The 13,579-nt window shown below is 69.2% G+C and carries 13 protein-coding genes; 6 read left to right on the top strand and 7 right to left on the bottom strand.

The window, feature by feature from the left end:
• Positions 1-178: 178 nt before the first annotated feature.
• The 3 genes from EBN03_RS25330 to EBN03_RS25320 all read right to left on the bottom strand — a co-directional run bounded on the left by EBN03_RS25330 (position 179) and on the right by EBN03_RS25320 (position 2,093).
• The gene (locus tag EBN03_RS25330; protein ID WP_122190618.1) at positions 179-625 is read right to left on the bottom strand and encodes a hypothetical protein; all 447 of its coding nucleotides are present in this window, start codon (positions 623-625) and stop codon (positions 179-181) included.
• A gap of 67 nt (positions 626-692) precedes the next feature.
• On the bottom strand, positions 693-1,115 hold the full coding sequence (locus tag EBN03_RS25325) for a copper resistance CopC family protein (protein ID WP_122190617.1): 423 nt from the start codon (positions 1,113-1,115) through the stop codon (positions 693-695).
• A 297-nt stretch (positions 1,116-1,412) separates the two neighbouring features.
• Positions 1,413-2,093 (bottom strand): hypothetical protein, encoded by a 681-nt coding sequence (locus tag EBN03_RS25320; protein ID WP_147471693.1) that lies wholly within the window; start codon positions 2,091-2,093, stop codon positions 1,413-1,415.
• A gap of 120 nt (positions 2,094-2,213) precedes the next feature.
• Between EBN03_RS25320 and EBN03_RS25315 the strand changes: the two genes are divergently transcribed.
• Complete coding sequence (locus tag EBN03_RS25315) at positions 2,214-2,873, top strand: YcnI family copper-binding membrane protein (RefSeq protein WP_122190615.1); 660 nt, start codon at positions 2,214-2,216, stop codon at positions 2,871-2,873.
• A gap of 77 nt (positions 2,874-2,950) precedes the next feature.
• On the opposite strand, the gene EBN03_RS25310 is transcribed toward EBN03_RS25315, so the two are convergent.
• A complete protein-coding gene (locus tag EBN03_RS25310) occupies positions 2,951-3,355 on the bottom strand; it encodes a hypothetical protein (RefSeq protein ID WP_147471692.1) in 405 nt (134 codons plus the stop codon).
• A gap of 35 nt (positions 3,356-3,390) precedes the next feature.
• Positions 3,391-4,623, bottom strand: a complete 1,233-nt coding sequence (locus EBN03_RS25305; RefSeq protein WP_122190613.1) for a serine hydrolase domain-containing protein — start codon at positions 4,621-4,623, stop codon at positions 3,391-3,393.
• Positions 4,624-4,775: 152 nt separating this feature from the next.
• On the opposite strand from EBN03_RS25305, the gene EBN03_RS25300 reads away from it, so the two are divergent.
• Positions 4,776-5,357 (top strand): hypothetical protein, encoded by a 582-nt coding sequence (locus EBN03_RS25300; protein ID WP_122190612.1) that lies wholly within the window; start codon positions 4,776-4,778, stop codon positions 5,355-5,357.
• Between the two features lie 860 nt (positions 5,358-6,217).
• Entirely contained in the window at positions 6,218-7,654 is a 1,437-nt protein-coding gene (locus tag EBN03_RS25295; RefSeq protein WP_233608625.1) for a PepSY-associated TM helix domain-containing protein, read from the top strand.
• A 246-nt stretch (positions 7,655-7,900) separates the two neighbouring features.
• Here EBN03_RS25295 and EBN03_RS25290 read toward each other — a convergent pair whose 3' ends face one another.
• On the bottom strand, positions 7,901-8,884 hold the full coding sequence (locus tag EBN03_RS25290) for an AurF N-oxygenase family protein (RefSeq protein ID WP_122190610.1): 984 nt from the start codon (positions 8,882-8,884) through the stop codon (positions 7,901-7,903).
• A 29-nt stretch (positions 8,885-8,913) separates the two neighbouring features.
• Positions 8,914-10,545: an acyl-CoA dehydrogenase family protein gene (locus EBN03_RS25285; RefSeq protein ID WP_122190609.1), complete on the bottom strand. Its 1,632-nt coding sequence runs from the start codon at positions 10,543-10,545 to the stop codon at positions 8,914-8,916.
• Between the two features lie 134 nt (positions 10,546-10,679).
• Between EBN03_RS25285 and EBN03_RS25280 the strand changes: the two genes are divergently transcribed.
• The 3 genes from EBN03_RS25280 (at position 10,680) to EBN03_RS25275 (ending at position 13,528) form a co-directional block, all read left to right on the top strand.
• A complete protein-coding gene (locus tag EBN03_RS25280; protein WP_122190608.1) occupies positions 10,680-11,429 on the top strand; it encodes a PaaX family transcriptional regulator C-terminal domain-containing protein in 750 nt (249 codons plus the stop codon).
• 397 nt (positions 11,430-11,826) lie between these two features.
• Positions 11,827-12,186, top strand: coding sequence for an effector-associated constant component EACC1 (locus tag EBN03_RS34305; RefSeq protein ID WP_158675736.1), 360 nt, complete (start codon positions 11,827-11,829; stop codon positions 12,184-12,186).
• Between the two features lie 4 nt (positions 12,187-12,190).
• Positions 12,191-13,528, top strand: coding sequence for a caspase family protein (locus EBN03_RS25275; RefSeq protein WP_158675735.1), 1,338 nt, complete (start codon positions 12,191-12,193; stop codon positions 13,526-13,528).
• Positions 13,529-13,579 lie beyond the last annotated feature (51 nt).

Raw genomic sequence — 13,579 nt, 5'->3', positions numbered from 1 at the left:
CAGCTGAACCAACTACCGGAGACCTCGCCTACATGCCAACGTGGACAGCAACTTTCGCTGAACATGCTGATGGGTTGGCACCGCACAGCGGTGCCAACCCATCATTCACTTCGAAACACTGCCTAGGCGGTTCGGCTTCCTCGGGTCCCGCCGCACGGGCGGGACCCGAGGGTGCCGGTCATTCGTGCGAGTTCTGCAGGGTGTTGTTCATCTGGTTCAGGCTGTAGATCGTGATCGGCACTCCGGCCACCAGAGTCCCTACGGCGGTGCCGATTCCCGCCACCAGGCCGGCACCCGCGATGCAGCCACCGGGCGCGTCCGCGGAGATGGCCGGCGGCATGAGCGCGGTACCGACCACGGCGCCGGCAATGCATCCGCCGAGCAGGCCCACGCCGCCGCCGGTCATACCGCCCAGCGCGGTGGCCAGACCGATCTGGGTGCTCGCCTGGCCGAGCGCGTCGTTGAAGTCGTCCTGGGAGTAGATCGGCTGGGCCTGCGGGACAGCGGGGGCGACGGCCGGCGCGGCCGCCTGCGCGATCGGGTCGGCGGCGGCAGTGCCACCGGCGATGGCGAGCGCGGCCAGGGCCGAGGTAGCGGTGACGGCGACGGTCTGCATGGTCTTCATCAGTGTTCCTTCCCCGCGAACCAGCGGTCCGCGAGACGAAAAGTGTTGGTGCGGTGGGAGATCGGGGTCAGTTGGCCGGCGGGGCGTAGGTGAAGGTTCGGTCGCCTTCGATCCGGTGGCCGTCCTTGGAGTCGACCGCGAAGTGGGTGTCGTAGGTGCCCGGCTGGTCCAACGGGAGCAGGGCGATGCTCAGGGTCCGGCCGTCCACCTGGACGTCCCCGGTGGAGTAGACGGTGGTGCCGTCCGGACCGGTCACGGTCAGCTGCGGGTTGTCGACCTTCTCATTGAAGGTCATGCTGACCTCGGCGGGGCTGTCCGCGACGACCTGACCGTCGAAGGGCTCGGCGTGGGTGATGTGCGAGTGCGCATCGGCCACACCCGCACCGATCGCCGAACCGAGCACGGCAGCCGCGACCGCGGCCAGCACTACGGGAACGCGACGCCGCGTACCGCGGCCGATTCCACGCGCCGTCGAGCTGTTGTAGGGCATAACTGGTTCCTTTCCGTCCGCGCTGAAAATTGCAGCGCGCAGCGAAGGTAAGGGCGCGGCAAATCGAGAAGTAATATCCGGCTCGATTACCGCTGAATGTTCGCGATTCCTGGCGCCTTTCAGGCACCTGGAATTCGGAATGTCGGACGCCGGCGCGACCGCCTCGAGTCAGGCGTGCGGCACGACCGCCCTGCCGCATCGGAAAACAAACGGGCCCTAACGATCACGGGCAGCCCGCGTCCGAAGCGGGTGTGAAATGCGCAGCACAGCAGACGCTGCCGACCAGCACCAAGCAGGTCAGAGCGCGAAGGCTGCCGGATTCGACACGGGTGGGCCGCGCCGTGATATCGCACCGAGCAGGTGCTCGGCGATGCGGCGAACGACCGCACGTGTCCGGACAATCCGCAGTTCACCGTGTACACGATGCGGTTCGAACGGCCGGACCAGTGTGCGCACCGTGCTCGACAGCGCGCGATACCAGCGATCGGCCGCCACGGTGAGAACGACGCAGATCAGCGTCGCGAGCGCATGCGCCGCGAGCATCAACCACCCAGATTCACCGGGCTCCGACATAGGCATATCCGAGCGACCGGCGCTCGCGGACAGCAGCATGTGTGCGGCGAATTGCCCTGCGGCCGAGGCGGTGAACAGGCCGAATCGGCTGCGGCCGACCACGGTCGCGGTACCGGCGCCGACCGCACAACCGACGGCCAGCAGGACCGTCAGCGCGGCCGAGCCGGGCAACTCGCCGGCCCAGCCGTGCGCGGTGACCGCCAGCACGCCGCAGGTGACACCGCTGAGACCGCCGCGAATTCGATCCGCCGACCGATTCATGGGAACACCCCGAATCCGCCTGACGCGAATCGGAGGTACGACGAGTTGCCAACGCACGCAAGTAACGTCATCAGCAACCTTCATCGTCTCGAACGGGCACCATCGGAGATGTGTCGCCGACACTATAACGCGATGGCCGACCAATTCCGAATGCGGATTTCATCGCCGCTTATCCGCAGACCACGGGAAGTGGTTCCGCGATGGAATAGTCTGTTCACGCTGCATCAGATCGTGTCCGTCCCCACTGCGAGGAGGAACATCTCGATGAATAACTACCGCTCGTACCGCACCGTCCTGGCCGGAGCCGGAGCCGCGGTCGCGGTCGTCCTGGCCGCCGGACCCGCCGCCGCGCACGTCACCGTGTCCGCCCCGGACGCCGCCCGCGGCGGGTCTGCCGTGCTGATGTTCCGGGTGCCGAACGAATCGGCCACCGGCAGCCCCACCACTCAGCTCAGTATCCAGTTCCCAGCCCTGACCGAAGTGGACACGCAGACCATGCCCGGCTGGAAAGCCGACATCACCCGCGACGCCGAACACAAGGTCACCGCCGTCACCTGGACCGCCGACGCCGGAGGAGGCATCGGCCCGGGTCAATTCGCCCAATTCGCCGTGCTGGCCGACGACCTGCCCGATACCGACACCTTGACCCTGCCCGCCGTCCAGACCTACGCCGACGGCCAGGTCGTGCACTGGGACCAGAAGCAGACCGGCGACAACGAACCGGAAAACCCGGCCCCGACCGTGAAACTCGCACCGAAGCAAGCGGAGGGCACCTCGAAACACGGGAACGTTCAGCCGGCTGCCGCATCGTCGACGTCGAGCGAGGACAAGACCGCGCGATGGCTCGGCGGTATCGGCATCGTGCTGGGAGCGCTCGGCCTGCTCGGCGGTGTCGGCCTCGGTGCCATGCGTCGTAAGGCGTGAGCGGTCCGACGGGCGCACAGCGTTCGTCACGATCGGGCGGTGACGATCGTCGTCGGCCGATCCCCGGCTCGGGCGCTTCAGTTGTCGAAGGTCAGTAGTTCCCAGGGCAGCAGGGTTTTCAGCTGGGGGTCTCCGGTGCGCCAGGCGCGGTACACCGTGTACACGATGTATGCGAGATCTGTTCCGGCGCTGCTGTATTCGCCAGTGACCCGGGCGTGGTAGTGCTGGTCCGGGCCGCCGGCGCGGAACTCGATGTCGTAGTCCACATCGACCGGTTCGTCGGCGTCCGGGTTCTGGTCGCCGACGTAGTCGAGGTGAAGCTGGAAGTAGAACTGGCCGGCCGGCTCGCGATCGAGTCGTTCCACGACCGCGAACGGCCGGCGTGCGTTGAGATCCGCGAACAGGTCGTGCACCTGGGTGTCGGTCGGATCGTCCAGCGTCCGGCCGTTCGCGTCGGATGCTCGCAGTGTCGAGGTGGCCACGCGCACAGCGTAATTCGCGCGTGCGGCGACCGGATCTACAGCAGGCAATAGGCCTGGTAGGTCTGCGGCTTCATCGGCCAGATCATGTCCTCGGCGATGTCGTCGTATTCGTTGGCCATGAGGATGACCTGCTTGGATCCGTCGTCGTTGGCGACCCAGCTGGTGGAGTAGCCCCAGAGGTTGCCGGTGTGTTCCCAGGCGGTCCCGGTGCCGGGGCCGCACGGCTCCGCCTGGCCGACGCCCAGGCCGTAGCTGGGGTAGTTGTAGCTTCCGCCCGTGGTGACGACGGTCTTCATCTCGGCCAACTGCGCCGAGGGCAGCAGCTTGCCGGACAACAGGGCCTGCAGGAAGGTCGACAGATCGGCCAGGGTGGAGACGATCGCGCCGGCGGAGCCGTACAACTGCATGTTCGAGGTGGAAACGTCGTTGAGGGCCATGTCCCAGGTGGGGACGAACGGCGCGTAACCGTGAATCGAGTTGGGCGGCATGGTCGGATCGGTCTGGAACGAGGTGTTGGCCAAACCGAGCGGGCGGATGATCCGGTTGGTGATCTCGACGCCGGGCTGGTTACCGGTGACCTTCTGGATGATCATGCCGGCGAGCAGGTAGTTGGTGTTGGAGTAGTTCCAGCCGCGATCGGCCGGACCGGTCGATCCGGTGGTCGTGGGCGGCGACAGTGCGAGCGCGTCGCGGAGCAGGTCCTGCGGCGCATACGAGATGGAGCCGTCGAGATTCAACGGGATACCGAAGATCGGGTTGACCACGGCGGCCGACCCGGTGTAATCGGGCAGTCCCGAACGCTGGTCGAGCAACTGCCGGATCGTGATCTTGCTGCCGTCGTAGCCGTTGCTGTTGTTGGCCGGGGTGATGGCAGTGGGCAGCCACTTGGCGACGGTGTCGTCGATCGAGAGTTTGCCCTCGGCCTCGAGCTGCAGCACCACGGTCGCGGTGAATTGCTTGGTGACACTGGCGATCCGGAACTTCTGGGTCGGATCGATGGCGGTCTTCGGATTCAGGTTGCCGTTCCCGTAGCTGACGTACTGAATCGTGTTCCCGTTCCGGACCAGCCCGATCATGCCCGGGATCGGCTTGAGCGGGTTGCCCGACACGTCGGTCTGGAAGTTCGACTGCAGGCTCGCGATCGCGGCCGGGACGTCGGCATGCGCGGTGGCCGGGTTCAGCAGCAGGCTCGCCGCGGCCGCGAAGATCGCCGACCTTCCGACGACTCCGGCAGCGGGCCGGAACCGATTCCGTTGTGGAACAGACATATCGATGACACCTTCGTGCGGCTGAGCTTCGCGAACCGCCGCACTGTACCCGCCCGGACCGCATTTTCCGGTGGTGGAGATAGTGCCCCTCGCCCGGTGCAGCCCGCGATCCGGGCGAAATCGGCCGCGCACTGCTTCGTTACGATCTGCCGGTGACGATCGTCGTCGGCCGATCCCCGGCCCGTATCCCCGTGGTGGCGCAGGCGCGCCGCACCGCGGCGGCACGGTTGCGGGGTGGAGCGGCCGGCGTGGTCTGCGGTGTGCTGGCGATCGCGGCGCACGGCTGGGCCGCGGGCGGGCCGCCACCGGCGTCGGGTGCGCTGACGCTGCTGCTCGCGGCCGCCACGGTCGTCGGTGCGGTCGTCACGACGCTGCCGTCGGCGCGGCGCAGTGCGACCGCGCTCGCCGCGGCGCTGCTGGCCGGCCAAGCGCTGAGCCATGCCGCACTGTCCGCCGATGCGATGACGATGCCCGGCGGGCACGCGATGTGGACGCCGGCCATGCTGGCCGCGCACACCGTCGCCGCCGCCGTGGCGGCGACCGTGATCCACGGCGCCGGCCTCGCGCATCGCACACTCGCCACCGCCTGGGCGCGGATCCGACTCCACCGGCTCTCCTACCCGGTGACGCAGCGGCTTCCGCTGCGCAGCATCTATCGGCCGCGTGTGGTCCGGCAAATCCTTGCCACCTGCGGCCCGCCGACGCGCGGCCCGCCGATCCTGCTTCGGGGCTGAACCGCCCACAGCGTCACCGCGCACGCCCAGCGTGCGCCAGTCATCACACCCACATCGGATCCCGACACCGCGGCGTCACGGCGATTATGCGAGGACCGATTGCCAACGGGCACAACAGTTTCCGTTGCGTGCCGCCGAGGCTGGGTCCGCGCGTTCCACGGCCGCCGAGTACGTGGCTGATCCCCGGCGTCGGGCGTAGGCCCCGCGCCGAGGTCTCTCACGAGCTCCGGCTGCCGCGGTTCACGATGATCCCGGCCACGAGCGCAGGTCCGCCGGGAATCTCACCGGCCGCGGCTTGCGGCGGGTCCCGACGGGCATAGGTCTGCCGAGGATCTCGCGAGGCGCCGGCTGCCGCGGTTCGTGATGATCCCGGCCACGAGCGCAGCTCCCGCCGGGAATCTCACGAGCCGCGGCATGCCACGGCTCGCGGCCGATCCCGACAGGCGCAGGTCCGCTGGAAATCTCGCCGGCCCGGCTGCGGCAGTTCGCGATGATCCCGGCCACGGCGCAGGTCCCGCCGGAAACTCGCGAGCCACGGCATGCCACGGCTCGCGGCCGGTCCCGACGGGCGTAGGTCCGCTGGGAATCGCGCCGGCCCGGCTGCGGCGGTTCGTGTTGATCCCGGCCACGGCGCAGGTCCGGCCGGAAGCTCGCGAGCCACGGCATGCCACCGCTCGCGGCCGATTTCGACGGGCGTAGGCCGCCGGACATCTCGCGAGCCGTCGGCTGCCGCAAGCTTTTGCGGGCTCGGCACGGCTCAGCTGCGGGCGCGTTGCGCAAGGCGCCGCTGCCCGGACCGGGCCTGCGGCAACACCGCGATCCGGATGTGGGTGACCAGTTCTGACAGGAGCATCTCCCCCTTGAGCACCACCGATATTCCGCGCCCCGACACCGGGGCGACACCCACGGCCCGGCCGTCTCGCCGCAGACCCGGCACCTCGCTGGGCGGCTTGGCCCTGCGGTTGCATTTCTACGCCGGGCTGTTCGTCGCGCCGTTCATCCTGATCGCCGCGCTCACCGGCGCGCTGTACGCGATCGCACCCACCGTCGAATCCGTGCTGAACCACGATCTGCTGCACGTGGACTCGACCGGCCCCGCCCGCCCCCTGGCCGACCAGATCACCGCCGCCACCGCCACGCAGCCGCGTCTCGTCCTGGCCGCGGTGGATCCGGCCCAGCACCCAGGTGACACCACACGGGTGCTGTTCACCGATCCGAGCCTCGGCGAGTCCGAGCAGCGGGCGGTGTTCGTGGATCCCGCGACCGCCCGCCCGGTCGGCACCAGCGTCGTCTACGGCAGCACCGGTGCCCTGCCGCTGCGAACCTGGATCGATCAGCTGCACCGCAACCTGCACCTGGGCGAATTCGGCCGGCTCTACAGCGAACTCGCCGCGTCGTGGCTGTGGATCGTCGCGCTGGCCGGTCTGGTGCTGTGGCTGCGCCGGGCGCGCGGACTGCGGTTGCTGTGGCCGGATCGGTCGGGCAGCAGTCGCGGTCGCACCCGCAATTGGCATGCGACCGTGGGGGTCTGGGTGTTGCTGCCGGCACTGTTCCTGTCCGCTACCGGAATGACCTGGTCCACGTACGCGGGCGCGCATGTGGACCAGCTGCGCCAGGACCTGAGCTGGACGACACCGGCCGTGAACACGAAGCTCACCTTCGGCCCCGCCTCGGGCGGCACCGCTGGTGAGCACGCCCAGCACACCGGTCACGGTGCGGCGCAACCGTTGCCGAGCACACCGGAGCGGGCCGCGCAGATCGAGGCGGTGGTCGCGACCGCCCGGGGCGCGGGCCTGTCCGGGCCGCTCGAGGTCACCGTCCCGGCCGAGTCCGGCGTCGCCTACGTCGCCAAGGAACGGCGGCTGTCCTATGTGTGGACCCAGGACTCGGTCGCCGTCGACGGTGCGACCGGCACCGTCACCGACCGGCTGCGGTTCGAGGACTGGCCGCTGATGGCTCGGCTGTCCAGCTGGGGCATCCAACTGCATATGGGCATGCTGTTCGGCCCGGCCAACCAGCTTTTGTTGCTGGTCACGATGATCGCACTGGTGACGGTGATCGGGCGCGGCTACCTGCTGTGGTGGCGCCGCCGCCCCACCGGCGCCTTCACCGGCGGGCGGGCACCCCGGCGCGGACAGCTGCGCCGCACCCCGCCGATCCTGGCCGTGCCCGTCGTCGTCACCGCCGCCGTCGTGGGCTGGTTCGTGCCGCTGGTCGGGATCAGTCTGCTGGTCTTTCTCGTCGTGGACGTAACGATCGGCCTGCTGTCCCGGCGAACTCCGGACATCGCCGGATAGCGCTGGATCCCGTATTGCCGTGGCAGCGTTAACCTTTCGGCTCTATCACGGCACCGCGAACCGCGCCGGTCGGTCACCCGGCGCGGTCGCGGATCAGCGGACTACCGCGCGGTCGCACGGTGCCCGCCGGGGTGCCCAGCGCCACGCAGATTCGCGAGCACCGGGGATCCTCGGAGAGTGATCAGGGTGGGCACGCGGATCGCCGTCGAGTCCGACCGGTCTCGACGGCGATCCGCGGTGACGGTTTCAGCGGTTGGGTTCGCCGCGGTATCGGGAGGGAGGGCCGGCGATGCGCAGCGCCTTCCAGACCAGGTCCGCTACCGGGTTCAGCAGACCGGCTTCCGCGGCGAGGGCCCGGACGTCGCCGAAGTAACCGGCCAGTTCGTGGCAGGATTCGGTTCGACCCCAGAACAAGTCGCGGCGGACCTGGGCGGGGATATCGAACTTGCGCCAGAATTCGGCCGGCGGCGGCACGATCAGTTCGCAGGCGACGCGCATGGCGACCGGGAGCAGGATCGACCAGGTCGCGCGGGCGACCGGCCCCGCCGCGGCAGCGTGGCGGCGGATGAACTCGTGCGCGAAGGAGATGTGCCGGGCCTCCTCGGCGACGTGAATCCGCATGACACCCTCGAGAATCGGGTGATAGTCGTCCGGTTCGCCGCGCAGGAACGCCTTTTGGATATGGTCGATCGGCTCTTCACCCGCCAGAATGCAGATGAAGAAGAAGGTCGGTGAGATCCGCGCCAGCAGCGGAATCAGCGGCGCGAGACGCTGGAACCACGGGTCGAAGCCGGGGACGTCGACGCCGCTCCGGTTCACCGCCTGCTGGAACATCAGGGTGTGGTTGCACTCTTCGATGACTTCGTGGGTGGCGTACCGGAATTCGGCCGATCCGTTCGGCAGCCGCAGCAGGTACAGCATGACGCCGGACATGAGGAGTTGCTCGAACTGCAGACCGACCTTGGCCATGGCGGCCTGCCGGTACATGCCGATGCGGATCTGGGCGTCTCGCGATTGCGCCCGGTACCAGGGATGCCGTCCGACGAGGTCGGTTTCCGGCAGGATCCACCGGGGGTCGTTCGGCACGACCTCGAATTCCGGTGCATCCCAGTCGATATCGCGGTACGGACTGAAGCCGCGGGTGACCGAGGCATCAGCGAGCGCGTGCAGCATCTCCGCGTAGTCGGCGGCTTCGCCCGTGTGCGGGAAGCGAGGTCGGACGATCGTCATTGATTCGGATCCTTTCTGCCGCTGCCGGTTCAGCCGATCTTCGGTACGGCCCGCTCGAGCACGGCGGCGGTGTCGATTCCGGTGGGCAGCGTGCCGAAGACATCGCCGCGGTCGGCACCGAGGCGAGTCCGCGTGAATACGTCGGCGACGGCGGGGTGCCCGTAGCGCAGCAGCAACGAACCCTGCAGCACCTGCGCCATGCGGCCGACGACCCGGCGGGCCCGGTACTGCATGGTGTCGAATTCGGTGAACTCGGCTTCCAATTCGGTGATCGCGGCATCGAGCGCAGCGCTGGCACCGGCGGCCGATTTCATTTCGTCGAGGAAGATGCCGACGGTCTCGGGTTGTTTCGCCATGGCCCGCAAGGCATCCAGGGCGGCGACATTGCCCGATCCCTCCCAGACCGACATCAGCGGCGCCTCGCGATAGAGCCGGGGCATCCGGGAATCCTCGACGTAACCGTTGCCGCCGAGACACTCCAGCGCCTCGGCCGCGTGGAAGGGGGCGCGTTTGCAGACGTGATACTTGGTGACCGCCAAGGCGATCCGGCGCAACGCGGCCGCCTGCTCGTCGCCACCGACGGCCCGATCGGTGACCTCGGCCAGCCACAGGCCGGCGAGTGTCGCCGCTTCGGCCTCCACCGCCAGGTCGGTCAGCACATTGCGCATGAGCGGCTGATCGATCAGCGCGGCCCCGAACGCGCGCCGGTGGACCGCGTGGTGTGCGGCCGCCGCGACCCCGACCCGCATCACGCCGGCGCTGCCGAGAATGCAGTCCAGCCGAGTGAGATTGACCATCTCGACGATGGTCGGCACACCACGGCCTTCGTCGCCGACCAGCCAGCCGACGGTGTCGTCGTATTCGACTTCGCTGCTCGCGTTCGAGTGGTTGCCGAGCTTGTCCTTCAACCGCTGCAGCCGGAAGGTGTTGCGGGTTCCGTCCGGCAGCACGCGCGGGACGAAGAAGCAGGACAGGCCGCCCGGCGCCTGCGCCAGCACCAGGAACAGGTCCGACATGGGCGCCGAGGTGAACCACTTGTGGCCGGTGATCCGGTAGGAGCCGTCGGCCTGCGGTACCGCACGGGTGGTGTTGGCTCGCACGTCGGAGCCGCCCTGCTTCTCGGTCATCGACATGCCGGCGATCAGGCCGCGTTTGGTGGCGGGAATCGCCAGGTCGGGATCGTAGTTGCGGCTGGTCAGCCCGGGTTCGTACTGGGCCGCGAGGTCGGGTGCGGCGCGGAGCGCGGGAACCACGGCGTAGGTCATCGAGATCGGGCAGCCGTGACCGGCGTCGACCGTACCCCACACGCTGATCTTCGCGGCCCGCACCAGATGCGGATGCGGCCGCTCGTCGGCCCACGGCGCGCCGGCCAGGCCGAACCCGACCGCGTGTTCCATGAGCCGGTGGTAGCTCGGGTCGTATCGGACCTCGTCGATCCGGTGTCCGTAGCGGTCGTGGGTGTGCAGGACCGGCGGGTGCGCCTCGGCGAGGTCGCCCCATTCCTGTGCTCGGGCGGTGCCGGCGATCCGGCCGATCTCGTGCAGTTCGTCCAGCGCGTGCCCCGCGCCGGCCCGGTGCAGCGTTTCCAGGACGACCGGGACTTCGGCCGCGTCGTAGTCGACCAGCGGCGGGACCTGATTGGTGACCTCGTGTGTCGGCATGCGGCTTCCCTTCCGAACTCGGCCTCGCGGTATTGCAAATGTTACTCGAGCAACTTAGAAATGCAATACGTACCGTCGCTATCGGCTGCGGCACGAGCCACGGCCGAACCGCGACGGCCGGATACGATGCGCCGATGTCAGCACGCACCCCGGCCCGGCGCCTGACCGCGCGATCGGCGATCCTCAGCGCGCTGCTCGGCGCGCACCCCGCCGAGGCACCGGTGAGCGGGATCGTCGCAGTGTGCGTGGCGATGGGCCTGCACGAGTCGACCGTGCGCGCGGCGCTCACCCGGATGGTCGCGGCCGGCGACCTGGAACGCGCGGATTCGATCTACCGGCTGTCACCACGACTGATCGACCGGCAGCAGCGTCAGGACGATGCGCAGCATCCGCAGCGCAAGCACTGGGACGGCTCGTGGCGGATCGCCGTCGTGACCACCGGCGCCGACGACCCCGCCGCCCGAATCGCGCTGCGGGAGACGTTGCAGCGGATGCGATTCGGCGAACTGCGCGAGGGAGTCTGGACCCGGCCGGACAACCTGTGGCCGACCGGCTCCGGACCGGGACACGAGCGGCTGACGTTCTTCTCGGGCCGGCCCGAAGAATCCGAGACCGACCTCGCCGAGCGCCTGTTCCGGGTGCGATCCTGGTCCGCCCGAGCCCAGCGGCTCCTGGCGGCGCTCGCGGACGCCGAACCGATGGCGGCCCGCTTCGAGATCGCGGCGGCGTGCGTGCGCACGATCCTCGACGACCCGGTACTTCCGCCGGAACTGCTGCCCGATCCGTGGCCCGGCGCCGAACTCCGCGCGGCCTACAGCGATTTCCGCGCCGAGTTCGCGGCGTTCGCCTACGAGCTCATCGGCGACCGGTCCAGCACGGGCTGAACCGGCTACCGGTCGCGGCCCGGCTCGAAGCCATTGCAGTATTGAGATGCACGAGTGAACAATGCAGCACCGCCGCGCGCTGCCCGAGCACGGTCACGAAGCCCGGCCGGGCCGTCGAGGCGGCCGTCACCGTTCTGCCGTCGCCCTTTCCGACACAGCGGTCCGGCATCGGCGAACAGTGCCCGGATCGATTCCGGTGCAACCGAACTGGTGCGGGCAACCGTGCCGATGTTCCACGGTCGCGCCAGGTCCGATACACCGCGGCCGTGCCAGGATCCTCGCGCGCACCCGCCGACCGCGTCCATGATCCGCGAAAACAACGGGCGCGCAAGCACATCTGCCGTGACAATGTGTATGTCCGCGCGCAGGGCTCCGACGTCGAAAGGCAGAACGCGAGATGGGCGGCTTCGAGATCACGCTCACCGGCGATCCGGACGGGCTTCCCCTGCTGGCGCAATGGATGTCCGACGAGCCGGTCGCCGGGGTCGTGTCGGCGCGGATCAGCCCGGTTCCACTGGAACCCGGCCGGATGGGCGCGTTGAGCGACACACTGCAGATCGCCGTCGACACCAAGGTCGATCTGGGCGCGATCGCCGCCTCGCTCGCGGTGTGGTTGCGCAGCCGCCGGCGCAATCTGGTGGTGGAGGTCAGCGGGGCCAAGGGCCGGCGCAAGGTCAAGGTCACGGCATCGGGACTGCACAGCGACGACAGCCTGGTCGAGACCCTGCGCACCGCGCTCGGCGAAGCCGCCGACTGATCCCGTGGAGCTGAACTCACCCCGAACGCGGATCGTGCTCGCCGGGACCAGCAGCTACGACCACCTGCCCGCCCTCGACTCCGTTGCCGCGAACCTCACAGACCTCGAGGCGACGCTGAAGTCGTTGCACGACCCGAATTTCGTCGCCGGCATCGAGACGGTGCCGAACCCGGAACGCCCCGGACAGTTGAGCCGACTGCTGCAGGCTGCGACGGCCGACGAGCTCGACGTGCTGCTGTTCTACTACAGCGGTCACGGGCTGCTGGACGAGCAGCAGCAACTCCATCTGGCGGTCACCGAGAGCGACCCGGACGCGGTCCCGGAAACCGCGCTCGCGTTCTCTCGGGTCCGCCAGATTCTGAGCCGGTCCCGGGCCCGGGTGAAGGTGGTCGTGCTCGACTGCTGCTTCTCCGGCCGGGCCATCGGGCACGGTATGGCCGATCCCGGCGCGCTCGTGGCCGGGCAGTTGGAGGTGCGCGGCGCGTACACCCTCGCGTCGAGTGCCGCGGACCTGCCGAGCCTGGCACCGCCCGGCCTGCGGAACACGGCCTTCACCGACGCGCTGCTGCGGACTCTGCGCCAGGGTGTGCCCGGCGGATCCGAGCCGCTGCTGCTCGGTGAGGTCGCCACGGAGGTGCACCATCAGCTGGCGGCGTCGGGCCTGCCGACCCCCCGGTTCCGCGCCGACGGCACCGCGGCCGGTCTCGTGCTGGCGGCGAACCCGGGGTTCGGGACCGCGGCGCCGCGCGCACCGATCCCCGCCGTGCGTCCGGTCGCGAAAGCGCCGAATCCGGACGCGATGCGGTGGCTGGTCGAGGTCGAGCACGCGCTGTCCGCGGCTCTGTCCGGTTTCCCCCGGTGGTCGGTCGACCATTCGAGCATCGATCGCCGGTTCACGTCCCGGTCGGAGCCGGTGTGGGAGGCCAGCCTGTGCCCGGGCGGCAACCACTCCTCCGGTGTCGGCCGGTGCCCCAACGGAGTTCCGGTGCTGGCCGTCGCGTCCACCGACCCGGACAAGTGGAATTCCCACGGCGACCAGTCGACCCTGCTCGCACCCGACGAGGCCGGTCTCATCGTGTCCCGCACGGACTTCCCGCTCACCACGCTGAACATGTTCGGCGACCGGCGCGCGGTACCGGCCCGGCGGGGCTGGCAGCCCTTCATGGGTGGCATGTCCCCCGCTCGGGTACGGGGAAAGCCGGGCAGCTGGGTCGTGTACTGGCCCGGCGAACGCGAAGCCGACGAAATATCCAGGGACGCATTCGATTCCAGCGTCCACGAGCTGGTTCGCGGCGCGATCCGCGCCCGCCGCTGGTGGCGCCGCCTCGCCGAGGAGTTCTGAGCTGCACGCCGCCGGGCATTTTGTTCCCGCTGAGCGGACTCCTCGGCACCC

Origin of the sequence: Nocardia stercoris (genome assembly GCF_003696265.1) — a bacterium.
Taxonomy (GTDB): Bacteria; Actinomycetota; Actinomycetes; order Mycobacteriales; family Mycobacteriaceae; genus Nocardia; species Nocardia stercoris.
The sequence above is the reverse complement of the archived record's forward strand: the minus strand, read 5'-3'. Positions and strand labels throughout refer to the sequence as shown.